Genomic DNA, 23,773 nt, shown 5'->3' on the forward strand with positions numbered 1-23,773 from the left:
CGTAGTAATTTTACTATATTATTCTATGAACGCAACAATTCTAGTCAAAATAATTACTCCTTTAAGTATTGCATTTGAAAAGCAAGCTAAAATGGTAACAATGTCGGGTGAGGAGGGTATGTTTGGAGTGCTGCCGAGTCACGTTCCGATGATTGTTAGTTTAAAAGCCGGTTTAGTGCAGGTTTATATAGATGATATGCATAAATCCGAAAACACTTATCTTATTTCCGGCGGTGTAACCGAAGTAACGGCAAATTATATTAATATAGCTACGGAAACGGCTATTAACGTTACGAATTTAAGTGAAGCGGAAATAGCAACTAAGCTTCTCGATTTTCAAAAAACTTTATCAGATCAACATTAATTTGTTTGAAAAATCTACGTTTTGGGATAAGGTTATTTTAATGTCATTGCAAGACTTTTTTCCGTCATTGCGAGGAGTGAGAAGCGACGCGGCAATCTTGTCAAACTTCCTGAGATTGCCACGCAGTTCTACGGCTGCTCGCAATGACGATGTTTATTCCACATAATCAAGTGAGAAACAAATGTCAAAAGTACATAATTCAGAATATATACAAGAGTTATCAGTCGATAATACTTCATACAAAATTTACGATATAAATAAAGCGGCAAGCGATATAGATCTTCCCTTAAAAAAGCTTCCATATAGTTTAAGAGTATTATTTGAGAATGTATTACGTTCTAATGGTTCAAAGCAAAGCTTACTTGTATTTAAAGAATGGCTAAAAACTAAAAAATCTGATGCGGAAATAGATTTTATGCCGGCAAGAGTTTTGATGCAGGACTTTACCGGTGTGCCTGCTATTGTAGATTTGGCGGCTATGCGTGATGCGATGAAGAAAATAGGAGGTGATCCGTTAAAAATTAACCCGCTTATTCCTGTTGATTTGGTAATAGACCATTCCGTAAGCGTTGATTCTTATGCAGCTAAGGATTCATGCAATAAAAATATTCAAATGGAAATGAAACGTAATATAGAGCGTTATGCATTTCTTAAATGGGGGCAGCAAGCATTTAATAATTTTAAAGTAGTGCCGCCGGGTACGGGTATTTGTCATCAGGTAAATTTAGAATATTTAGCAAAAGTCGTGTGGCATAAAGACGGCACCCTTTATCCTGATAGTTTAGTTGGAACGGATAGCCATACAACTATGGTAAACGGTTTATCGGTGCTTGGTTGGGGAGTCGGCGGAATAGAGGCAGAAGCTGCCATGCTAGGTCAACCTCTTACTATGATCCTGCCGGAGGTAATTGGGGTAAAACTAACAGGAAAATTAACAGGTATAGCTACCGCAACCGATTTAGTTTTAACCGTTACCGAGATGTTGCGGAAAAAGAAAGTAGTAGGTAAATTTGTCGAGTTTTTCGGTGAGGGTCTTAAAAACCTAATGATTGCCGATCGTGCTACTATTTCTAATATGTCGCCTGAATACGGTGCTACTTGCGGTTTTTTCCCGATTGATCAAGAAACTATAAAATATCTAGAGCTAACAGGTAGAGAAAAAACGCAAATCAGATTAGTAGAGCAATACGCAACCGAGCAGAATCTTTGGTATGATTTTGAACATGCGGCAGAATATACTGAGGTTTTAGAGCTAGATTTATCTATGGTACATAGTTCACTTGCCGGTCCAAAACGTCCGCAAGATCGAGTAAACTTAAATGATGTAGCAAGTAATTTTAAATATGAATTACCGAATTTTGCTTTAGAAAATAAAGACATTGATAAAAAATATGCCGTAGCAAATCAGAATTACGAAATTGGTAACGGTGATGTGGTAATTGCAGCAATTACTAGCTGTACTAATACTTCTAATCCTTCGGTTATGATTGGTGCAGCACTTCTTGCTAAAAAAGCACTAGAACACGGGTTAAAGGTAAAACCTTGGGTTAAAACTTCTCTTGCTCCTGGTTCAAAAGTCGTAACGGAATATTTGAAGCTTAGTGGTCTTGATAAATATTTAGATGAATTAGGGTTTAATCTAGTAGGTTACGGCTGCACTACTTGCATCGGTAATTCCGGACCTCTAAATCCAGAAATAGAGGAAACTATTAACAAAAACGGGCTAGTTGTTGCTTCTGTTTTATCTGGTAATAGGAATTTTGAAGGGCGAATTAATCCGCTTACTAAAGCAAGCTATCTCGGCTCGCCTATTTTAGTCGTAGCATATGCACTTAGCGGCACTCTTAATATAGATCTAACAAATATGCCCATAGGAGAAAATATTTATTTAAAAGATCTTTGGCCAAGCAAAGAAGAGATAGATGAAGTTATTGCAAATTCAATTAATTCCTCTATGTTTATAGAAAAATATTCTGATATATTTAGCGGAACGAAAGAGTGGAAAGATTTACAGGTTACTAATAGTTCTACTTATAACTGGAATAAGAATAGTACCTATATTAATAATCCGCCTTATTTTAAGGATATAGGCAGCAAGAATAATATACAAGATATAAAATCTGCAAAAATTCTAGCAATTCTCGGTGATTCTATTACTACCGATCATATTTCGCCGGCAGGTAGTATTAGTAAAACCAGCCCTGCTGCTAAATATTTAACGGACCATCATATAGAGCCTCTAGATTTCAACTCTTACGGATCACGTAGAGGAAATCATGAAGTAATGATGCGTGGCACATTTGCTAATATTCGTATAAAAAATGAGATGTGTAAAGGTGTAGAAGGCGGGTTTACCATAAACCAGTTAAACGGCACGCAGCAAACTATCTACGATGCAGCTATGGACTACAAAGCTCATGATGTATCGGTAGTGATTTTTGCAGGTAAAGAATATGGCAGCGGCTCATCTAGAGACTGGGCAGCAAAAGGACCTGGGTTGCTTGGTGTAAAGGCAGTGATTGCCGAGAGCTTTGAGCGAATACATCGCTCAAATTTAGTAGGTATGGGTATTTTACCGCTAACTTTTACCGGCAATAATACAAGATTAGATTTAAAGTTAGACGGTTCAGAAACTATTGACATTACAGGCTTAAGCGAGAATATAAGCTCTTATCATCCTGTTAAATGCGTGATAAAAAAACAAACCGGTGCAATAAGAACAATCGATTTAATATTGCAAATATTTACGGATAATGAGATAAATTATATAAAGCACGGCAGTATTATGCATTTTGTGGTAGAGAGTTTGAAGGGGTAGTTTACTGGTATCATCATTGCGAGGAAATTGCGTAGCAATTGTACGTAATCTTGGGAGTTTGTTATTATTTTATGAGATTGCCACGCATCCTACGGCTGCTCGCAATGACAACTCAGATAGCCATGCAACAACGCCACATGGGAACGACATAAAGAGGTAAAAATATGGACAAGCATCTTAAAGAATATACCGAGAGCGGTAAGAAAAATTTAATTGTGGTATATATATTATATTTATGCGGGATCGTAGCTCCGATATTGCCGTTAATCGGGGTATTTTTTGCATATCTTAACAAAGATAAAGGCGATAACTTTGCAATTAGTCATTACGTGTTTTTATTTCGTACTTTTTGCCTTGGGGTTCTTGGGTGGATTGTATGTTTTATATTTACGTTTATCATGATTGGAGTAGTACTATACGTTATACTAGCTGTTTGGTATATACTTCGTGTTGCCATCGGTTTTAAATATATGATAGAAGACAAAGCATACCCAAACCCTATGACTTATTGGATAAAATAAAAATGATAAAGCTGAACGTAGACGGTTCTGAAATAGAAGTATCAGAAGGTAGCACCGTTTATCAAGCCTGTACACAAGCAGGAAAAGAAATCCCTCATTTTTGTTATCATGAGCGTCTAAAAATTGCTGGTAATTGCCGTATGTGCTTGGTTGAAATGGAAAAATCACCAAAGCCTATAGCTTCTTGTGCTATGCCGGTAAGTAACGGTATGGTTATTCATACCGATACGCCGATGGTAAAAAAAGCACGTGAAGGGGTGATGGAGTTTTTACTGATTAACCATCCTTTAGATTGTCCTATTTGTGATCAGGGCGGAGAGTGTAATTTACAGGATCAGGCTTTCAGATACGGCAAAGGTACTAATAGATTCCACGAAAATAAGAGATCTATTAAAGATAAATATATGGGACCGTTGATTAAAACAGCGATGACTAGATGCATACAATGCACAAGATGTATTAGATTTGCGAGCGATATAGCGGGAATAGAGGAAATGGGAGCTATTCACCGTGGAGAACACATGGAAGTAACTTCATATTTAGAGCAAACTTTAGATTCTGAAATTTCCGGTAATATGATCGATATTTGTCCTGTCGGTGCTTTGAACTCTAAGCCTTATGCTTTTAAAGCTCGTAAATGGGAGCTAAAACATACCGCTAGCATTGGAGTGCATGATGCCGAAGGCTCTAATATTCGTATTGATAGTAGAGGCGATGAGGTAATGAGGATATTACCTCGTGTTAATGAAGAAATAAATGAAGAGTGGCTTTCGGATAAGAATCGTTTTAGTTATGACGGTTTAAAATATCAGCGCTTGGATCGTCCTTATATCAGAAAAAACGGTAAGTTAGTAGAAGCTAGCTGGAGTGAAGCTTTAAAGACAGTAGCGGATAAAATAAAATCCGTAAAACCAGAAAAGATTGCTGCTATTGCTGGTTCTCTCTCTTCTGTCGAAGCAATGTTTATGTTAAAAACATTATTGCAAAAGCTTGGCTCTAATAATTACAGCGTTAATCAGTTTGACTATAAACTAGATACCATGCAGCGAGGCAATTATTTATTTAATACTACTATTGCAGGGATAGAAAAGGCTGATTTATGTTTGCTAATCGGAGCAAATCCAAGGCAAATAGCTCCAGTATTAAATAGTAGAATAGGTATGCAAGTACGTGCCGACTCACTAAAAGTAGCAAGAATAGGTGGGGGGCATAACCAAACCTATAAAATTCAGGATTTAGGAAGTGATATTAAGATTATTGAGGAGCTAGCCATTGGTACTCATGAGTTTACGAAAGCCTTAAAAGCAGCAAAATATCTGATGATTATAGTAGGTGACGGTGTATATGCAAGAGATGACGGATATGCTATATTGTCGCTTATTCATAAGATAGTGACTGAATATAATATTATGCGTGATGATTGGAAAGGTTTTAATATATTGCATAATCACGCTTCTATAGTTGGTGGTCTTGATATTGGTTTTAATACTCCTATTAAGCTCGAAGAGTTGGAACTCGCTTATTTACTTGGAACGGACGCAATCCCATTTGATAAGCTGAAATCGACTTTTATAATATATCAAGGACATCACGGGGATGCAGGTGCTAGCAGTGCTGATGTAATTTTACCTGCGGCTGCTTATACCGAGCAGAGCGGAATTTACGTAAATTTAGAAGGTAGACCGCAAATAGCAGAAAAAGCAGTATCGCCTGTAGGGGTAGCTAAAGAAGATATAGAAATTATTAAAGAGCTTTCCGGTTATCTAAAAATAGATATCGGAATGGATAATTTCCAAGAAGTAAGAGTAAGACTTGCTAAAGAATATAAGGTATTTGCTAGTATTGATAGAATTATAGAAAATAAATTTAGTAAGTTTAGCTCTAAAGATAAGTTATCAAAAGAGCCTATAACTGCAGAACCTATTAATTATTATATGACTGACGTGATTAGTAAAAATTCGGTCACTATGGCTAAGTGCGTTGAGGCTAAGGAAGCAAGAGACGAGGAGGCGGCATGATGAAAAATATGCTATTCTCACCCCGTATGTTATTCCTGCAAAAGCGGGAATCCAGCTCTTTTTTTGTAAATTATTTTCTGGATTCTCACTTTTGCGGGAAGGATATAATAAGATTACAATCATGCTAGAACTCTTTTTTGAATATATTTTTCCGTTAATTATCATCGCTCTAAAGGTAGTTGCAATTACTATCCCTTTAATATTGTGCGTTGCGTATTTAACATATGCAGAGCGTCGTGTTATTGGATTAATGCAGCTTCGACGAGGACCTAACGTTGTCGGTCCGTTTGGATTACTTCAGCCTATTGCCGATGCGGTTAAGCTCTTATTCAAAGAGCCGATCATTCCAACCAATTCCGATAAAATATTATTTATTTTAGCACCGATGATAACTTTTATATTAAGTTTAATCGGCTGGGCAGTTATACCCTTTGCAAAGGGCGTAGTTCTGGCAGATATTAATGTAGGTGTTTTATATATTCTTGCTATTTCTTCTTTAAGTGTTTACGGCATTATTATTGCTGGCTGGGCTAGTAACTCAAAATATGCTTTTTTAGGAGCTATACGTTCCTCTGCCCAAATGATTTCTTATGAAGTGTCGATGGGGCTGGTTATTATTACCGTGCTACTTACTACCGGTACTCTCAATTTAAGTGAGATCATTGAAGCACAAAGCACAATGCCGTGGTGGATTGATTTAATGCTACTACCTATGGGTGTCGTGTTTTTTATCTCGGTGCTTGCCGAAACAAATAGATTACCTTTTGATTTACCTGAAGCAGAATCGGAGTTAGTTGCTGGCTATAATGTTGAATATTCCTCTATGGGATTTGCTTTATTTTTTCTAGGTGAATATGCTAATATGATATTAGTTAGTGCAATGACTACGACTTTCTTTTTAGGAGGTTACTTGCCGCCCTTTAATATATCGTGGTTAGATTGTATTCCGGGGTTCTTTTGGTTTGTATTTAAGGTCGGATTCTTATTGTTTTGTTTTTTATGGATTAGAGCGACCTTACCAAGATATCGCTATGATCAATTAATGCGACTTGGCTGGAAAGTATTTTTACCTCTAACTTTATTTTGGGTAGTGTTAGTATCAAGTGTGCTTGTTTATACAGATAATTTACCGAGTATTTAGGTGTTATTGTCATTGTTGCTTGATCGGTTTACCCGTCATTGCGAGGAAATTACGAAGTAATTGACGAAGCAATCTCAGGATATTTGACGAGATTGCCACGCAGCCTACGGCTGCTCGCAATGACAACTCGGTATCCATGCGGGTGATGCCCCGCAGAAATACATCGATCTTTAATATATAATTTTTATGATAAACTATTTAAAATCGTTTTTTCTATATGAGATAGTAAGGGGGATGGCTTTGACTTTAAAGTATTTCTTTAAGCCCAAAGTTACCATAAATTATCCTTATGAAAAAAGCCCTATTAGTCCAAGATTTAAGGGTGAACATGCCCTGCGTCGCTATGAAAACGGTGAAGAACGCTGCATTGCGTGCAAACTCTGTGAGGCGATTTGTCCGGCACAAGCGATAGTAATTGAAGCGGACGAACGAGAAGACGGCAGCAGGCGTACTACTCGTTATGATATAGATATGACAAAATGCATTTATTGCGGATTATGTCAGGAAGCTTGCCCTGTAGATGCAATAGTTGAAGGTCCTAATTTTGAGTTTGCAAGTCTAACTCATACCGCACTTATTTACGATAAGGAAAGATTACTGCAAAATGGCGATAGATGGGAACAGGCACTCGCTAGTAAACTACACAAAGATTACAAGTATAGGTAATATACTCGTTTAATTACTCTTCATTTATTCGGAATATATATGTATATTATGCTATTGTGATTCTGTTAATAGGTTCATTTCAAAAAAGTTAAATTAAAAAAATATATCATGAAAATTCGAACCTTGCATTCGAGATTTCATAAACCTTTGTAATTTAATTATTGCTTTTCTTTTTTTTGACTTTTATTCTCTTAATTATAAAAACTAAAAAACTATATTCCTACTGGAATAAGAGGAACTCATAAAATATATAGTACTAATGAGCAATATTTAAAGCTAAAATCATATGATAAGGATTTATATGAACAATTAAAAGCCTCCAAAAGAGCTAGAAGACAAGAGAATTAGTTATAAGAATAATATATAAAGTTACTAACACACATGCTGTAAGTACAATAATTAATTGTTCAATTTGGATTATAGTTAGCCTTATATTTTTTATTGTACATTGGGAGATTTATAAAAATACGCAAAACAATAATAATTAATCAAGCCGTAATATCTGTGCAGATTTTATAGAGCTTTCTAGATGAGAGGATAGAAGAACAATACCGCCGCTATTTGCTTTCATGACAATTAGATTATTGAGTAAAGCCCTATTTTCTTTGCTTAAGTTAGTTTCAACTTCATCAAGTAGCCATAAGTCAGATTGGCAAGCAATAAGCCTTGCTATGGCTACGATTTTCTGCATTCCGCTAGACAAACTATAGCATTTTTTATCTAATAAGTCGTGTAATTTGAAGTAATGAATAGCAGCATATAGGGTTGCAGCGGAATTATAAATTTCTGACCAAAATTTTAGATTCTCAAAAACAGTCATTTCTGATTTTAGACCTAAATTATGACCGATATAAGTGCAGTAAAGTTTAGCGATATTGTTAATATTACAGTTTCTATAGTAGATATTACCGCTACTCGGTTGCATAATTCCTGCTATCATTCGTAGCAACGAGCTTTTCCCACAACCGTTAGCTCCTTTTATATATGTTATAGAAGAAGGAAGAAAAGTAATATTTAGATCAAATAAGTTTTTAAATTGTAATTGATGAAGTGATAGCATGTCCTTGTCATACCGTAGCTTGACCACGGTATCCATATAAAAGCAATTCAAAATACTAATAATTTTACTAGATATCGTGGTCAAGCCATGGTATAATATCTGTTGCTTTTTAATAAATTTAATTTTCATGATGCTCTTCTGGTGTGGTCCCAGTTAATTCTGTATTATCTTGTTGATTATTATTACCAATTCCAAGTTTCTCACGAGCATCTCTTCAAGCTTCTTTATGATCTGATGCATCAGGATTTACCACATAACTTATATCTATGCCTGTTACCTTATTAGCTTCTTGACCTAGTTTTTTAGTTGCGTTGTTTAATTCATGGTTTGTTTTTTTAATTTCTTTTGCTATTTTTCATATAAATCTCACTTTTAAGTTCTATAATTAGAGTAGCATTTATATTTTTTGTAAGCAATTAAAATTTTACCAGCAAATTTTCCACCGATAAGCTAAATACATTTAAAATAGAACTCGGCATTAGACCAAAGTAAATAATTAATAATATTAAAGGAGCTATTGAGATTATTTCGTATTTATATAAATCTCTGAAATGCATAATTTCTTTATTGGTAATTTCACCGAGCATTACTTCTTTGTATAATTTCAGCATATAAACTGCCCCGAAGATTATGCCGAGAGCTGCTATAAAGGTTGCTACTACATTCACCTTATAAATCCCAAGCAGGCTTAAAAATTCTCCAATAAATCCACTAGTTCCGGGTAATCCGACAGAGCCGAGCATTGCAATCATAAAAAATGCGGCAAGCACCGGCATTTTACTTGCTACACCACCATATTTAGCTATTTCTTTTGTATGTAATCTTTCGTACAAAGTACCGACTATTAAGAATAGACATGAAGAAATCACACCGTGGCTAAGCATCTGAAATATTGCTCCGCTAACTCCGGCTTTAGTAAAGCTAAAAATACCTATCGTAACATATCCCATATGTGCAATAGATGAATATGCTATCATCTTCTTCATATCTTTTTGAGCAAGCGCAATGAGTGATGCATATATTATAGCAATAACGCTAAGGTAAATTACGTAAATTGCAAATTCTTGTGATACACTCGGACATAGAGGTAGTAATACTCTTAAAAAACCGTAACCGCCGAGTTTTAGCAAAATACCGGCAAGAATAACCGAGCCGCTGGTTGGAGCTTGTACGTGTGCATCGGGTAGCCAAGTATGAAAAGGAATCATAGGGATTTTAACGGCAAAAGCAATAAAGATAGCCCACCATAAAATTTGCTGAGCAAATAATGGAATATTATCGGTAAGCTGAAAGATATAGGTTAAATCAAAGCTATGTATTTTGCTATAAATATAAATTAATGAAAGTAAGAAAAATACAGAACCAAAGAACGTGTATAAGAAGAATTTAAGAGCCGCATATATTCTATTCTTGCCACCCCATACGCCGATAATAATATACATCGGCACTAATATTGCTTCAAAAAACAGATAAAATAATAGTAAATTTACCGAGGTAAATGCCCCTATACAAAAAGATTCCATTAATAAAAAACATACCAAATATTCTTTAATATATTTTTTAACGGTAAATAAGCTTCCAATTATACAAATAAGAGTAAGAAAAGAAGTTAGAACCACAAAAAATATTGATATACCGTCAACGCCTACATGGAATTCAAGCCCGATCTTATCAATCCAAGCGTAGCGTTCAACAAATTGATAAGCGGGGTTTGAGGAGTCAAACTCTATTAAAATATAGATAGTTGAGATGAATGTTAAAACAGAACTAAGCACTGCAACATACATTACATATATCGGTTTATCTGCTTTTTTACTTTGACTAATAAACAGCAAAATATATAGCACGCTTATTAGCGGCAGAAAAATACTGATAGATATAATAGGTAATTCTAACATTCTGTAAGATTTTATGGGTTTTTTTCCGTCATGGCGAAGCAGATTACGAAGTAATTGACAAAGCAATCTCAGGAATTTGTTATTATTTCATGAGATTGCCACGCTCTTTACGTTCGCTCGCAATGACGGTTTTAGTTTTTAACGCAAATAACATCAGTACATTATGTTTTTCCAAACAAAATAACTAATTGTTACAACAATAAATGATACTATATACAAAGCATAATTAAAAACATATCCTGTTTGTATTTTGCCGGTAAGAACGCTAAAGCAATTAACGACTCGTGAAAAACCGTTTGGTCCAAAACGATCGATTATTTGCTGATCGCCAAGATAAAATAAAGAAGCTAAACAGTTAATAGGTTTCACAATTAAGCAATTATATATTTCATCGAAGTAATATTTATTGCGTAATATGTTAGAAATTAATACAAGGGGTGTCATCCCGCGGCTTGACCGCAGTATCCAGGCGTTTTTAATATTTTTACTGGATTTCCGCTTTTGCGGGAATGACATAACAGTACTTGACTTATATAAGTAAATCCCAGTAACAATCCCCACTATACCGACTGCCATAGGTAGTAGCTTAATATATAAAGGCGGGTGGCTAATTAGTAATTTATAAATATGTAAATTAAATAGGCTTGCATGGAAATAACCGTTTGGTTTGTCCATAGCAAGTAAATAATAGCCGATCATACCGCTAAAAAAGCTCCCGGCGACAAGTAATATAAGTGGATTATTCATTACTTTAGCCGGTTCGTGAGCATGCTCAAAAACATCTTTTTCTAGCTTAGTTTTGCCATGAAATACCAACATAATAATCTTCATTGAATAAATAGCGGTAAGTATTGCTGCTGCTATTCCAAAAATAAACATAAACGAGCCGCTACTATACGCCGCTTCTAAAATCGAGTCTTTAGAGTAAAATCCTGCCAAAGGATAAATCCCTATTAGTGCAAGTGAGCCGATTAAGAAGTTGCCATAAGTTACCGGCATTTTATTTCTTAAATCACCCATTTTAAAAATATCCTGCTCGTGAACGGTATGTATTACGCTGCCGGCTGATAAGAATAATAAGGCCTTAAAAAAGGCATGAGTTACTAAGTGAAATATTCCGCTATTATAGGCAGATACTCCGCACGCCATGAACATATAACCAAGCTGACTGCAAGTTGAGTAAGCAATAATCTTCTTGATATCGCTGTGCATAATAGCAATGCTTGCAGCAAAAAGACAAGTAACACCGCCGATAATCGTAATAAATTGTAGAATTAAAGGGCTATATTCAAATAAATACGAGCAGCGTGCTACTAAGAATACTCCTGCCGTTACCATGGTTGCTGCATGAATAAGTGCAGATACCGGAGTCGGTCCTTCCATCGCATCAGGAAGCCATACATGTAAACCGATCTGTGCAGATTTACCCATACAACCGATGAATAATAATAAACAAATAATGTCTAGAATGGAAAAATGTAAAAATATTTTTATATTAGATAATAATTCTGCAGATGACAATACATCTTTGTAATTTGCTGAGCCACAATAAACAATAATCGTCATTACGCCTAAGATAAAAGCAAAATCGCTGGCTCTATTTATTATAAAAGCTTTAATCGCTGCTTTATTGGCTGATTCTTTTGAATACCAAAAACCTATTAGTAAATATGAGCAAACGCCGACGCCCTCCCAACCGAAAAATAACTGTAAGAAATTATCGCTAGATACTAGCATTAACATAAAAAAAGTGAATAAAGAAAGAAAAGACAAGAAGCGTATAATCCCCTTATCTTCGGCCATATAGCCAAGCGAGTAGATATGCACGATGCTTGACACCCATGTTACGGCTATAAACATTATGCTAGTTAGCTGATCGATATAAATCGACCAATTTACTTTAAAATTTCCAACATCAATCCATGGTAATAATTTAATATGGATTATATTCCCGTCTAAGCCTGCATCGCAAAATATTATTAATGAGAATAAGGCAGATAAAGATAAAAAGCCGGTTGCAATTACTTGCGCTAATTTTTTGTCTATTACCCTTACGAATAACCCGTTTATTATGCTAGATGCAAGCGGTAACATGATGATCATTATGCAAATATTTTGATACATCATTATCCCCACATCTGATTAATGTCGGTAATTTTAATGGAGCCTTTATTACGGAAATATATTAGTAATATTGCAAGCCCGATTGAGGTTTCGGCAGCTGCTACGGTTAAGATTATAATACTAAAAATTTGTCCCGATAATTCTTGCATATATACGGAAAATGCAACAAAATTTATGTTAACTGCAAGCAGCATTAACTCAATAGACATTAATATATTGATAATATTTTTGCGATGCATAAATAATCCAAACATTCCGATAGTAAAAACTAAGCTGCTTAAGATTAAATAATGATTAAGCGAAATATATTCATTCATATTTAATATTCTCAACACCTTTATTTAGAATAGGCTTTGTCATTAATATGGTATTTTCTTTATTGTGACGTAGTTGTTTTGATATATCTTGACGTTTTACTCCCTCACGCTTCTTTAGTGTTAACGTAATACATGCAATCATAGCGACAAATAATATAAGGCCCGCCATTTGAAACGGTAGCATAAAGTCTGTGTAGAGTACGCCTCCTATTGCTTTAGTATTTGAGATATTATTTGTTATGGTAAACGATACATTGGAGTTGAAATTAATATTTTTAGTACCAAGTAAAATAATTATTACTAAATCGGCAAACATAATCAAAGCTATAAAAATACTTAAAGCTAGATTTGCTTTTAGCTGCGTTATTGTCTTATTAAAATGCATATCTAGCATCATTATCACAAATAAGAATAATACTGCTACAGCTCCAACATAAATCACTATCAGCATCATAGCTAAAAATTCTGCTCCAAGCAAAATCATAAGCCCTGCACCGTTGATAAATGCAAAAATTAACCATAATACCGAATATACGGAATTTTTGCTTAAGACAACGCATACGCTACTGATAGTTATTAATGTTGCAAATAAATAAAAAAATATAGGCATGGTGTTTATATAGGTTGTGTCTTATCTCTATTTTATCCTCGTAAAACTCGTTTTACAACATTAGGTTCTTTCTCAATAATCTTAAGAAGTAATTTTGCAGCTCCGGTAGGTAATCTTCTGCCTTGTTCCCAGTTTCTTAAAGTTGCAACACTCACTCCAAATGTTGTAGCAAATTGTTGTTGTGTTAATTTTAACTTATCTCTTGCTTCATGCACGTCTATATTAGATAATTTTATATCATGTTTATTTGCTTTTAATTTTCCTTTAGTGTATAAAACAGCCTCTTGCATTCCAATTAATATACTTTTGTCGGTTTGATATATAATTTTACCAATTCTTCAGTTAGTTTTTTTAATTCATTACAACTATTATGATTAATATTTTCCATCTTACTTTTTATAAAACCGGTTATTAAAAATACCGGCATATTTTCATTGTAGTAAAAATAAATTATTTTTATACTGCCACTTTTACCTTTATTATTTACTTAAAGTAAATCGTAACTTTCTTCTTAACCTCCAGTGCCTTTTATTATATCACCTTGGTCAGGATTAGCAGCAATGTAATGTATTATTTCAAAGCATTCTTTTTCATTTAAATTATTCTTAGCGAATTTTTGAAACTCTGGAAGCTCAACAACTGAAATCAGTTTTTTACTCATAATAATTATACGCCATTGGCGTAGGAGAATCAATAAATAATTTTTGTTTAGTATCATGGATACCGTGGCAAGACCACGGTATGACAGAGTGCAAATTGGCTACACCAACAAAGCATTAGAAGAAAATTTCTTGATCATCGGAATAAATAAGCTTTCTAGTTCTTTGCGTATTTCTTCCTTGTTTTCTACTTTTTGACCTTCTTTACTTAAAGTTAGCTCGCCTTTTTCTACATGACCAAGTACAGCCTCAATGATTGCTTTTTTATCATGTTTACCATCCATATATCTAAGTGCAAACTTCTCAAAGAAATTAACGCCGATCGGTTCATGTTTTAAATTTGTAACCCACATAGAAGATGTATGGGTTGCTTGATGTATCACCATTTTTGTTGTTTTAGGCTTATCAAGCTCAGGGTTATTTCGATGCTTCTGATTTGTAATACTAATATAACCTTGTAGTACTAGCTTCATTGCATTATTTAAAAGTTCAGCTTTGATTTCGTTTAATTTAGTATTATGTAGCTTTTTATTAGCTTCAGTGGTTATTTTCTCAAAGCTTAACGGATTATTTAGATTTTCGCTGAAAGTGTATAAAATAGCTTTCATATAAGGCGAACTAGTTGTTAAGTTAGAGTCTTGATTGCCGTTTAAGAAGAATTTTAAATTTTCGGAAGCATTATTAAGATCTACTTCTTTGAGTGGTTTTTCAGGCACTATATTAAAGATTATATTAAATTTCGTTATATCATCATTGTTAATATTTCTATTAATTTTCACATCACTATGACATAGTAAAGTGGTTCTAAAACGACGATTCGTAATGAAATCCATATATTGTTCGGTTCTAACTATATCGTTTACCGCTTTTAATTGCTCTACTACTTTCGGCGGCATATTACCGAGATACATAGTCGAAAGATTACAATCGGCTAAATATTGTAAATTGTGCTTTCTTGCTTCATTCATAAATTCATGGAAGTAGAATTGAGCATTTTCTTCTTCTAGATGATCATGACGTAAATAATGATCGGTTTGTTTAGCAAGTAGCTCTGCTTCGGTTTTTAATGCTTCTGCATAAGGAGTTTTAGAGTTTTCTAAACTATCCTTAACAAATTCTAGTAACAATCTAGATTGAGCTATTCTATCCCGTACATTTGCAAATGAGCTAGAATGATACATCATCATATCTCTAATAGTACGGACCATATTCCAGCCAGGGAGGGTATTATAGCTAATATATGCTATTCCGTTTGGACTAAGATTTTTATTACAAACTTCAAAAATTTTATCTCTAACGGTTTTTGGTACCCAAGAAATTACGCCATGGCAAATTATATAATCAAACTTACCGAAAGAATCGTTAATATCAGTTATCGAACAATGATGGAACTCTATATTTTTTAATCCTAGTGCTTTAACATTTTTATTTGCTTCGTCAATTTGTACCTTAGACAAATCAACCCCAACAAAATAAGCTTTTGGATAAAGAACTGCATGTGGTATTAAATTACCGCCTGCTGCACAACCAAGCTCTAATATTTTTGCATTCTCGACTTCAGGAGCATTTACACCGAAAAGAGTTGCAAGTGTACTTAAGTGATAAGGATTTGTAAGAGCATATGGGTAGCTTTCATACGGTATTTCATCATAAGTGTTATGATCTGAAACCGTACCGTTAACAACGGATGGTGCGGAATGTGTTTTTTTTGCCATCTTATCATGACCGTTAGGGGTAGAAGAAGAGTTAGTAGTTTTTAGAGACATATTTTTCCCTTACATAGTTGAATGATTCGTGTCATCCCGCGGGATGATGACATTGTAGCTTTCATATAAATATTTCACAGAATTATTAAAGTGGCAATCTATAAGTAAATCCTATGCCAAATTCTCCAACGGCTATAGTTTTTTTGATAGGATTTGTTGGCACGAATTGCCCCGTTTTCATATCAAGCGTATCATAATTAATTCTTACTCTATATGCCGTTTGTAATTTTGCAGTTGCATCAATACTTAAATTTGAAGTTACATCTTGTGAAATTCCAAGACCTGCTTGCCAAGCAACACAATTTTTATGAGTTTTTCTTACTTTAAAATAATCGCTATTTATAACACTCCACCTAGAAGAGGTAGGCTTAACTTTTACTTGTGCTATTCCACCTCCAAGTATTACAAAAGGTGTGAAAGTTTTTATTTTTTCTAAATCATAAATAAGATTTAGCATATATATATTTGATAATACGGTAGTATTACCTGGGGTTTTAGGAATAGTGAGACCATTACTTAAATTTTGCTGAGGTAATACATAATGCAGACTATATTTAGGTTGATAAGTTGCTGAGAATTCAATAGCTATCTGTGGATATATTATATAGCCTATTTTTCCACTATACATACTTGATTTTTTTAAAATTATTTCGGTATTTGAGTGTTTATGTCGGAATTTACTAACGACCGGTTCAATTATTCCGCCTTCTACTCCTATATAGAACCCTGTTTCTTTTGCGAAAGCAATGTTATTAAAAATGATGATAGTAATAAAAAATAATTTTAGTAATTTAGTCATTATAATTGCTTAAAAAATAAAAAAATATTATATACCCCCTTTATTAATGGTCAATCATATTTTTCCTAATTATGGAAGCAATTATACCAAATAGTAATAAAGTAATAGTTACAGTGAACGCAACATATTCCGGAATCGCTATATAATGATGAATAAATATTTTAAAGCTGATAAATATTAAAATTAAAGCCAAAGAATATTTTATATAACTGAAACGTTCTACAATTTCTGCTAAACAAAAGAATAATGCTCTAAGCCCTAAAATAGCAAAAATATTTGAAGTATAAATTATATAAACATCATTAGTAATTGCGAATATTGCCGGTATACTATCTATAGCAAAGACTAAATCTATTGCTTCTATCAGTATTAGAGATATAAAAAGGGGGGTGCAATATAGTTTGTTATTACGTTTAACAACAAATTTATCCCCTTCAAGGTTAGGGGTAATATTTAGATTTTTTATTATTGACTTGTAAATATAAGAATTCTGTATATCAAAAGTTTTATGTGATACATAGAAAGTTTTTATACCTGTAGCAATAAGTATTACGGCAACAATATATAATAACCAGGCAAATTTATTTATAAGAATAATACCGCCGTAAATCATTACGGCTCTGAATATTATTACGCCTATTATACCGAAAAATAAAACACGATGTTGATATTGCCAGGGAATTTTAAAAAATTGGAAAATAATAGAGATAACAAAAATATTATCAAGTGACATAGCTTTCTCAATGAGAAAGCAAGTATAATATTCACGAGCATGATCTGCCCCCGTATTATAGTAAACATAGATACCGAATAAACAAGCTATTACAAGATAGAAAAGACTAAAAAGTACGCTTTCTTTAAAGCTCATTATGGTATTTTTTTTGTGTATTATTCCCAAATCGAGAATCAGTAAAGCAGCGATTACCGTATAAAAAATAATCCAACTCATTTATTTATCTCTTCATTTTATATTGCATGTGGAAATATAGTCCTCCATCAAACATAACTCTTAGCTGGAATCTTATAGTATTTTCTCCTTGTTTTAAATAACGCTTTATATCAATCGGTAAATTTTTAGCTTGTAATGCTTGACCTTGGTCATTTCCATTGTTACAGTACCTTTTCTCATCTAGAGAATCAATGTTAGTAGGGAAGCTAAGTAACTTTGTGCCGTTGACATATATTAATGTGCAATCATCATACCATAAATCTTTTACTTCAAAATACTCAATATCGTCCATTATTGCATCTAAAGTTACTTTGAATTCTACAGTATGCAATATTGTATTGTCCGGTTTATTTGCTGCAGCTATACGTGCTCCATCCTTTGGAAATGCCATAATGCTTCCATGTGGTACCGGTTTTTTGTTGAAGATATAGTCACCTATTTTAGTTACCGGATTATAAGGGGTCTCAAGTAATTGGTCTGATGGAAAGTCGTTATAACCAACTTTTACGGGGAATCCTTTAAATTTTCTACAGCCGACATTGTGGCCTAAAGGTTCAAACTCGACAACCTTTCTATCAAAATATGATAAACAATGGCGTTCTAAAGGTTTATTAGGATCAATAGGTATCCAATTAGTCGGGCATTTTCCTTTTGCAAGTTCTCCTATATCGCTTTCAGGCCATTCTGCATTACCGTGATTGTTACCGGAAGGAGCTTTCTCTGTGCTAGGAATTTTAGCACAAGTAGGTACTAATATAGGAGCACAAAGATTTAGCTCTTGCCAAGTTTTATCTCTTACATCCTCAGTCTCAGCTTTATATGTCGGCTCAGGAGGAGTATTGTTATCTCCTTTTGTATATGTCACTGTATAATATTTTGAAGGATCTACCGGTACTAATATTGGTCCTATGTTAGGTTTCGGCTCGATTCTATCTGTATAATCCCTACTTAAAACACATATTGGAGTATTAGCCTTATCGTTATTGGTATAGCATTTACTCGGAATCTTATTTATATTGCAAGTATAAATTGTAATACCTCTTCCTGGACCTGACACTGTTTCTTCTAGAGTACAGCGCGTTAGATCTATATCTTTTTTACATAAGCCAAGATTTGGATATTTAACGTTATATTTATTTTTAAAATCTTTACAATTTATAGTATCGTTGTTGTTGAGTTTAGCAAGTACACAATTTGTTGAGTCATGATTGTAACCGGGCATAGGTGATCCATCAGGTAAAGTAGGACGCAGCATAGGGTTACAATGTTGGAAATTTTTCGGCATCAAGCAGGCATGCGTTCCACCTTGGATATATTTACCGTTTATATATTCTAAATATTTTAAATATACCGCACTTGAGTCAGGATTTCCATTACTATCATAAGGTGCTTTATCATCTTTATATTTACCGTGAATAGTCAACTGATTTAGAGTATTCTCTCCTGAAAACGGCATAGCAATATATTTATCTTCCTTTGGATCTTTAGGTATAAACGCAACGGAAGAACTATACTTATAACCGGCAAGCATTACTATGCTTTCTGTGTCAGTGGGGTTGGGAGGTGGAGGTCCGGCGTATGATAACGGCGTTACAAGAGTGCTTGTTTCATCTATGATATTGTCGCCTTCTCTTACTTGTACTGACGCAATGAATTGCGGTTTATAATAAGCATCGTTGGGATTGCTATTATTAGTACAGGTAATTCCGGCATATTGCTTTGCACATTCATAAGCAGCTAAGCTGTAAGAATGATTTACTCGCGGTACGCAATCTATTAAATTACCGGACTCAAATAAGCAAATATTATTAGGATTTTGCTTATCGTCTTCGGTATTACTAATAGAGACATAAAGCTTTCTATCTTTACCGTTGTTGTCTTTTAAGATGACATCTGTCTTTATAGGCATTAAGCTAGCTGTATCTTGCTTTTGTACCTCAGGAAATTTTACGCTTACATCCTTAAATTCGCCGATATTAACTCCCCACACTTTTTGACAGGTAGTTGAATTAGAACTTGGACAGTCCGGTATATCGCTTATGTAGTAATCGTTGGGTGTTTCTACATTTCCAATTTTCTGCGAATATACTATTCTAAATCCCTCATTACAACCGTTAGCCGTAACACTACATGGCGTAGAAATTTCTGTATTAATACATGGAGTGTTGCCTGAAGTATTCTTACACGATTTAATTAAATCTTTAAAAGCCGTATTAGTATGAGTAATTTTTGCTGAAGAAAAATCTATATTACGTGGTTCTACACAAGTTTTGAGGTCAGAGCGAGAACTCGTGCAAAGCGGAACAAGATTGCTAAAGCTAACACGTATGGTATTATTAACAATATTGTTTTTAACATTAATATTAGATGGCACTACACAAGCCGGATTAGTAGAAGATTGGTCAAACTGGCCGCTTGCATCTTTTATGCTACATACATTATGAGCACTCGCATTAGTGCTAATATAATCTAAATTTGGACAATATGGTGGTGGAAAAGGCCCTAAAGGTAATTGTACACAACCAAAAGAATAGCTATCTACAGAACCGTTTAATGACCCAAGTGCTTCAATAATTTTTATTATTAAAGCAGGAAAAAAATTAAAAATCTCTCCTATTGCATTAAGTATTGATTGAAGTACTTTTATAAATTCTGAATTTTGATCTATCATACCAAGAAGCTGCCCTAATAAACTTGGTAAATTTGCTCCTTTTATCGTTTCAACTAAAAATTTTAATACTTTTGCAATAGGGCTAAGTTCGTTAGTGTGATGAAGAGGTTGACGATTAGGATTCCAGTCCATCGGATCAAGATGTGCACCGGAATCTGAAACAAGGTTAACAAGTCCAGGATCGCTATAAGCACAAAGTTTAGGAGGTTTTAAAGTAATTATTTTGTTGTCTACACCGATTATCTTATTATCAGTTTCTGTATAACCGACTTTATTGAGATGTACTCCATCGGTATAACCTGGATCTGCAGGGGAAGGTGGGGCATTTATCCCGGGAGGTGGAGGCATATCCGGTACGGCAACTCTAGCACAGACTCTAGTTAGAGGTATACCGTAACCTGTAGGCCATAATACACATTCTCCATCCCAATTTAAAGTAGAGTTTTGGTGCCAACAAGCTATGGCATTACAGCTTTGAACTCTAATACGAATTTTTGGAGTAAAGTAACTACTATCAGGGGCTTCTTCTGCACATCTATTGAGTAAAAAACCGATAAATGTACCTGGGTAATCAAATTTTAATAAACAAGTATCATTATTACGACCGTCGCTTTTATTCCAAGGAGGACATAATGTGCCTGGTTTAAAAGGTCCTCTTGGCTTTGCATTGATGCCTCCATCCTTATTCCAAATTTCCGTTCTCTCACTTTGACCGCAATTACATGGATCGCTAAGACAAGTGACTATATCATCCCAAATAGATGCATATAAATTAAATGAGAAAAATGAAAATAAGAAAAATAGTAAATATTTTTTTAACACTTTGAGTATTCTTTATGCTCTTTTATAGTTCATAATAAATTATTGTCATCCCACGAGCTTGTAGCGGGATCCAGTCCTTTTTAATTTTTTTTGGATCCCATAATAAATCACGGGATGATAGAGTGAAATATTAGTCCGTATTTAACTCATTATATAGGTAATTAACCCAATTATCCGGAGGACCTTGGTGTTGTTCAAGTATTTTTTTATAAATATCCATTTCCTCCTGTCTGCTTGATAAAATACGGACAACTCCTATTAAAGCGGCAATACTTAATTCAGAAGCTATCGATTCATTATCCTTACTAATTAAGAACATTCTTGCAGAAAGTATTAGCTGTGATAATTTTCGTATTTCCGGCTCGCTTAAACCTAAAATTTTATCTAAATCTTCTATTTTAACGTCAGACGGTAGAATAATTTTAGTATTAATTAAATCAAGCCAAGGTTTTATAGTATATTTTGGATATGACTTAAGATAAATAAAATTGAAATTACTGACGAAAATACCGTTATTTTGAGACAAATTATTATAGATTAAATTTATATTATCATAATAAATCTCAGGTCTGTAAAGTTTATCAAAATTATCGGCAGCAAATATTTTAGGTTTTGTGCCAACTAGACTTAAATGATAAGTAAAAGCATAAATTACTGCTGCACTAATACTTTGGTGTTTCTTTAAATTATTATTAAATTGTTCTAAAAATTTTCTCTCCGTCGGGTAAAATTGTTTAGAAAACGGCTCATCAGAAAGTTTATATAAATTAAACCCTATAACTTTCCCTTCTTCAATGTTAAGAGACGATCCGTCAAATAATCCGGAATATAATTGTTCTTCGGTAAAAACTTTAAGTTTATCAAGTATTTGTATTCCTCCTTCCTCCTTAAAATCTTCTAATTTTAAAATATCGGAAAAAATACGTTTTTCTTTTTCAATTGATAAAATTTTATTTTTTAATTTCTCTAGAAAGGATATCTCTATTTCGCTAAGAGGTGAAATATAATGACCACTGATTAATTTTAAAAATTCTAAAATGAATGCTTGTGATTTTTCTGTATCATCTACTAAAAATGGATTGATAATTTGTTTGTCCGGTTCTAACCATTTGCCTTCTATTGCCTCGATAAAAATTTTAGAATCATTATTATTAGAGATATAAATTATTGTTGGATCGTATTTAGTCGATTCTGATATTAAAAAGTTCAATAATACGGTTTTACCGGTTTTTCCCGTACCAAAGATGCAAGTATTACCTTTATTCGTTTTATCATGAAAATTCATGAAATATGGAGTACCTTTCTCGGTTCGCAGTAAAGTTATAGCCTTACCCCAAGGATTATATTGATTACCGAGTGTAGTATTATGAAGAGCGGTAAGAGAAGCAATATGCTCTACGGATAATGGCGACATTCTACGTATAAAGGCAAAGTTAGCAGGTAATTGCGACCAAAATATTTGCTCAATATTAATATCTTCTTTTACATGAATAATACCAAGTTTAAAAAGTTCGGTTGATGCTTTAGCTACGGCTGCATCTAGTTTATTTTCATCTTCTTCTATAACGGCAATTGAAATTTGCTGATTACAAAATTGAAAATCTAAATTAGCTGCATCAAGCTTATTAATCCCTTTGTGATTAAGTAAAGTTGAGTCGTTAGTAATTTTTAGAATATAATCTTGACCACGCAATTTGGATATTACTTGTTTTTTGCTAATAAAGTAAAATATTTCAGTTATTATTAATTCAATCGGTAACTGTAAAAATTTATCCAGTGTATTAGAAGGAGTTTCATGATATTCTTTTATAGATAGTAAAGAAACGAATTTATTATTTTTCTCATGATCCGTAACTACCATTTTATCGCTGCTAATTGTATAAATACTTCTACCTATTGCATCGGATAAATCTATTATAGGTACCAAACAATCATTATTATTAAGGTTAGCTATGCGATTATATAAAAATAAAGGATTAGAAAAAACATTATCATTTTCAAATATTATACCGAGTTTTTCAGCACCGAATTCGTTTAAATCATTTAAAATATTATTAGTGATATTGTCTAATTTTTGAAAAGCTGAATCTAAGTAGTTATTTTCAAAATCAGTAATTAATTTATTAGATAAAGAATTTATTAAAGAGTTAAAATTTGTGATGTTAACTTTAGCAGAATCATGTACTATAGATATATATAAAGTATTAACGAATTTATCATTCCAATGGTTTTTTCTTTGCCATAAGGTATGAATATTTGCCGGTAATAATTTTTTGTAAGGAGTTGAATCGTCTAAGTTTTGTTTTTCTCGTATTGTATGTAGCCAAAAAGCAAAATCATAATCGGTTATATTCTTTTTTATAGAAACTCTAACCATTTCACGTAAATTTTGTATGTTATCACTTATTTTCTCTGAAGTAATGCCGTGTATTTTGATAATTTGTAGTAATTTACCGTCTTTGGTAAGTAAAGTATTTTCATTATAATGACATGCTATAGGTATAAAATTAGGAGCATTATAATTATATATATCTTTGTCAAATTTTCGTAAACCACTAAACACAAATAAC

At 33.5% G+C, this 23,773-nt stretch carries 19 protein-coding genes; 6 read left to right on the forward strand and 13 right to left on the reverse strand.

The window, feature by feature from the left end; translation table 11 throughout:
- Positions 1 to 25 precede the first annotated feature (25 nt).
- The 6 genes from WSW_RS0103595 to nuoI all read left to right on the forward strand — a co-directional run bounded on the left by WSW_RS0103595 (position 26) and on the right by nuoI (position 7,528).
- Positions 26 to 364: a F0F1 ATP synthase subunit epsilon gene (locus WSW_RS0103595; RefSeq protein ID WP_016917109.1), complete on the forward strand. Its 339-nt coding sequence runs from the start codon at positions 26 to 28 to the stop codon at positions 362 to 364.
- Positions 365 to 545: 181 nt separating this feature from the next.
- A complete protein-coding gene (gene acnA / locus WSW_RS0103600) occupies positions 546 to 3,182 on the forward strand; it encodes an aconitate hydratase AcnA (protein WP_016917110.1) in 2,637 nt (878 codons plus the stop codon).
- A gap of 164 nt (positions 3,183 to 3,346) precedes the next feature.
- Positions 3,347 to 3,703, forward strand: a complete 357-nt coding sequence (locus WSW_RS0103605; RefSeq protein WP_004997331.1) for a DUF4870 family protein — start codon at positions 3,347 to 3,349, stop codon at positions 3,701 to 3,703.
- A 2-nt stretch (positions 3,704 to 3,705) separates the two neighbouring features.
- Positions 3,706 to 5,721, forward strand: a complete 2,016-nt coding sequence (gene nuoG / locus WSW_RS0103610) for an NADH-quinone oxidoreductase subunit NuoG (RefSeq protein WP_029374973.1) — start codon at positions 3,706 to 3,708, stop codon at positions 5,719 to 5,721.
- Between the two features lie 121 nt (positions 5,722 to 5,842).
- A complete protein-coding gene (gene nuoH / locus WSW_RS0103615) occupies positions 5,843 to 6,862 on the forward strand; it encodes an NADH-quinone oxidoreductase subunit NuoH (protein WP_016917112.1) in 1,020 nt (339 codons plus the stop codon).
- A 186-nt stretch (positions 6,863 to 7,048) separates the two neighbouring features.
- Complete coding sequence (gene nuoI, locus WSW_RS0103620; RefSeq protein WP_016917113.1) at positions 7,049 to 7,528, forward strand: NADH-quinone oxidoreductase subunit NuoI; 480 nt, start codon at positions 7,049 to 7,051, stop codon at positions 7,526 to 7,528.
- Positions 7,529 to 8,012: 484 nt separating this feature from the next.
- Here the strand turns inward: nuoI and ccmA are convergent, their stop codons facing one another.
- The 13 genes from ccmA to WSW_RS0103685 all read right to left on the reverse strand — a co-directional run bounded on the left by ccmA (position 8,013) and on the right by WSW_RS0103685 (position 23,766).
- Positions 8,013 to 8,588 carry a heme ABC exporter ATP-binding protein CcmA gene (ccmA, locus tag WSW_RS0103625; RefSeq protein WP_012151337.1) on the reverse strand — a complete coding sequence of 192 codons (576 nt, stop codon included), beginning with the start codon at positions 8,586 to 8,588 and terminating at the stop codon, positions 8,013 to 8,015.
- Positions 8,589 to 9,004: 416 nt separating this feature from the next.
- Positions 9,005 to 10,486, reverse strand: a complete 1,482-nt coding sequence (locus WSW_RS0103630; RefSeq protein ID WP_016917114.1) for an NADH-quinone oxidoreductase subunit M — start codon at positions 10,484 to 10,486, stop codon at positions 9,005 to 9,007.
- Between the two features lie 153 nt (positions 10,487 to 10,639).
- Positions 10,640 to 12,613 (reverse strand): NADH-quinone oxidoreductase subunit L, encoded by a 1,974-nt coding sequence (gene nuoL, locus WSW_RS0103635; protein ID WP_029374974.1) that lies wholly within the window; start codon positions 12,611 to 12,613, stop codon positions 10,640 to 10,642.
- Positions 12,613 to 12,927 (reverse strand): NADH-quinone oxidoreductase subunit NuoK, encoded by a 315-nt coding sequence (gene nuoK, locus WSW_RS0103640; RefSeq protein ID WP_016917116.1) that lies wholly within the window; start codon positions 12,925 to 12,927, stop codon positions 12,613 to 12,615. The genes nuoL and nuoK overlap by 1 nt, the downstream gene beginning before the upstream one ends.
- Positions 12,920 to 13,537 carry an NADH-quinone oxidoreductase subunit J gene (locus WSW_RS0103645; RefSeq protein WP_016917117.1) on the reverse strand — a complete coding sequence of 206 codons (618 nt, stop codon included), beginning with the start codon at positions 13,535 to 13,537 and terminating at the stop codon, positions 12,920 to 12,922. Before WSW_RS0103645 ends, nuoK begins: the two co-directional genes overlap by 8 nt.
- A gap of 32 nt (positions 13,538 to 13,569) precedes the next feature.
- Positions 13,570 to 13,827 carry a helix-turn-helix domain-containing protein gene (locus WSW_RS0103650; protein WP_004997354.1) on the reverse strand — a complete coding sequence of 86 codons (258 nt, stop codon included), beginning with the start codon at positions 13,825 to 13,827 and terminating at the stop codon, positions 13,570 to 13,572.
- 5 nt (positions 13,828 to 13,832) lie between these two features.
- Positions 13,833 to 13,964, reverse strand: a complete 132-nt coding sequence (locus tag WSW_RS1000000112985; protein WP_016917118.1) for a hypothetical protein — start codon at positions 13,962 to 13,964, stop codon at positions 13,833 to 13,835.
- Positions 13,965 to 14,048: 84 nt separating this feature from the next.
- Entirely contained in the window at positions 14,049 to 14,255 is a 207-nt protein-coding gene (locus WSW_RS0103660) for a hypothetical protein (RefSeq protein WP_016917119.1), read from the reverse strand.
- 42 nt (positions 14,256 to 14,297) lie between these two features.
- On the reverse strand, positions 14,298 to 15,962 hold the full coding sequence (locus WSW_RS0103665) for a methyltransferase regulatory domain-containing protein (protein WP_016917120.1): 1,665 nt from the start codon (positions 15,960 to 15,962) through the stop codon (positions 14,298 to 14,300).
- Between the two features lie 85 nt (positions 15,963 to 16,047).
- On the reverse strand, positions 16,048 to 16,761 hold the full coding sequence (locus WSW_RS0103670) for an outer membrane protein (RefSeq protein ID WP_016917121.1): 714 nt from the start codon (positions 16,759 to 16,761) through the stop codon (positions 16,048 to 16,050).
- A gap of 43 nt (positions 16,762 to 16,804) precedes the next feature.
- Positions 16,805 to 17,710, reverse strand: a complete 906-nt coding sequence (locus WSW_RS0103675) for a TerC/Alx family metal homeostasis membrane protein (protein ID WP_016917122.1) — start codon at positions 17,708 to 17,710, stop codon at positions 16,805 to 16,807.
- Positions 17,711 to 17,714: 4 nt separating this feature from the next.
- Entirely contained in the window at positions 17,715 to 21,203 is a 3,489-nt protein-coding gene (locus WSW_RS0103680; protein WP_016917123.1) for a hypothetical protein, read from the reverse strand.
- A 130-nt stretch (positions 21,204 to 21,333) separates the two neighbouring features.
- Positions 21,334 to 23,766 (reverse strand): VirB4 family type IV secretion/conjugal transfer ATPase, encoded by a 2,433-nt coding sequence (locus WSW_RS0103685; protein WP_016917124.1) that lies wholly within the window; start codon positions 23,764 to 23,766, stop codon positions 21,334 to 21,336.
- Between the last annotated feature and the right edge of the window lie 7 nt (positions 23,767 to 23,773).

The organism is Rickettsia honei RB (assembly GCF_000263055.1).
GTDB lineage: Bacteria > Pseudomonadota > Alphaproteobacteria > Rickettsiales > Rickettsiaceae > Rickettsia > Rickettsia rickettsii.

Excerpts from the sequence above, each read along its gene's own strand:
- WSW_RS0103595 (WP_016917109.1), top strand. The coding sequence starts at position 26 with ATGAACGCAACAATTCTAGTCAAAATAATTACTCCTTTAAGTATTGCA.
- acnA (WP_016917110.1), top strand. The coding sequence starts at position 546 with ATGTCAAAAGTACATAATTCAGAATATATACAAGAGTTATCAGTCGAT.
- WSW_RS0103605 (WP_004997331.1), top strand. The coding sequence starts at position 3,347 with ATGGACAAGCATCTTAAAGAATATACCGAGAGCGGTAAGAAAAATTTA.
- nuoG (WP_029374973.1), top strand. The coding sequence starts at position 3,706 with ATGATAAAGCTGAACGTAGACGGTTCTGAAATAGAAGTATCAGAAGGT.
- nuoH (WP_016917112.1), top strand. The coding sequence starts at position 5,843 with ATGCTAGAACTCTTTTTTGAATATATTTTTCCGTTAATTATCATCGCT.
- nuoI (WP_016917113.1), top strand. The coding sequence starts at position 7,049 with ATGATAAACTATTTAAAATCGTTTTTTCTATATGAGATAGTAAGGGGG.
- ccmA (WP_012151337.1), bottom strand. The coding sequence starts at position 8,588 with ATGCTATCACTTCATCAATTACAATTTAAAAACTTATTTGATCTAAAT.
- WSW_RS0103630 (WP_016917114.1), bottom strand. The coding sequence starts at position 10,486 with ATGTTAGAATTACCTATTATATCTATCAGTATTTTTCTGCCGCTAATA.
- nuoL (WP_029374974.1), bottom strand. The coding sequence starts at position 12,613 with ATGATGTATCAAAATATTTGCATAATGATCATCATGTTACCGCTTGCA.
- nuoK (WP_016917116.1), bottom strand. The coding sequence starts at position 12,927 with ATGAATGAATATATTTCGCTTAATCATTATTTAATCTTAAGCAGCTTA.
- WSW_RS0103645 (WP_016917117.1), bottom strand. The coding sequence starts at position 13,537 with ATGCCTATATTTTTTTATTTATTTGCAACATTAATAACTATCAGTAGC.
- WSW_RS0103650 (WP_004997354.1), bottom strand. The coding sequence starts at position 13,827 with ATGCAAGAGGCTGTTTTATACACTAAAGGAAAATTAAAAGCAAATAAA.
- WSW_RS1000000112985 (WP_016917118.1), bottom strand. The coding sequence starts at position 13,964 with ATGCCGGTATTTTTAATAACCGGTTTTATAAAAAGTAAGATGGAAAAT.
- WSW_RS0103660 (WP_016917119.1), bottom strand. The coding sequence starts at position 14,255 with ATGATACTAAACAAAAATTATTTATTGATTCTCCTACGCCAATGGCGT.
- WSW_RS0103665 (WP_016917120.1), bottom strand. The coding sequence starts at position 15,962 with ATGTCTCTAAAAACTACTAACTCTTCTTCTACCCCTAACGGTCATGAT.
- WSW_RS0103670 (WP_016917121.1), bottom strand. The coding sequence starts at position 16,761 with ATGACTAAATTACTAAAATTATTTTTTATTACTATCATCATTTTTAAT.
- WSW_RS0103675 (WP_016917122.1), bottom strand. The coding sequence starts at position 17,710 with ATGAGTTGGATTATTTTTTATACGGTAATCGCTGCTTTACTGATTCTC.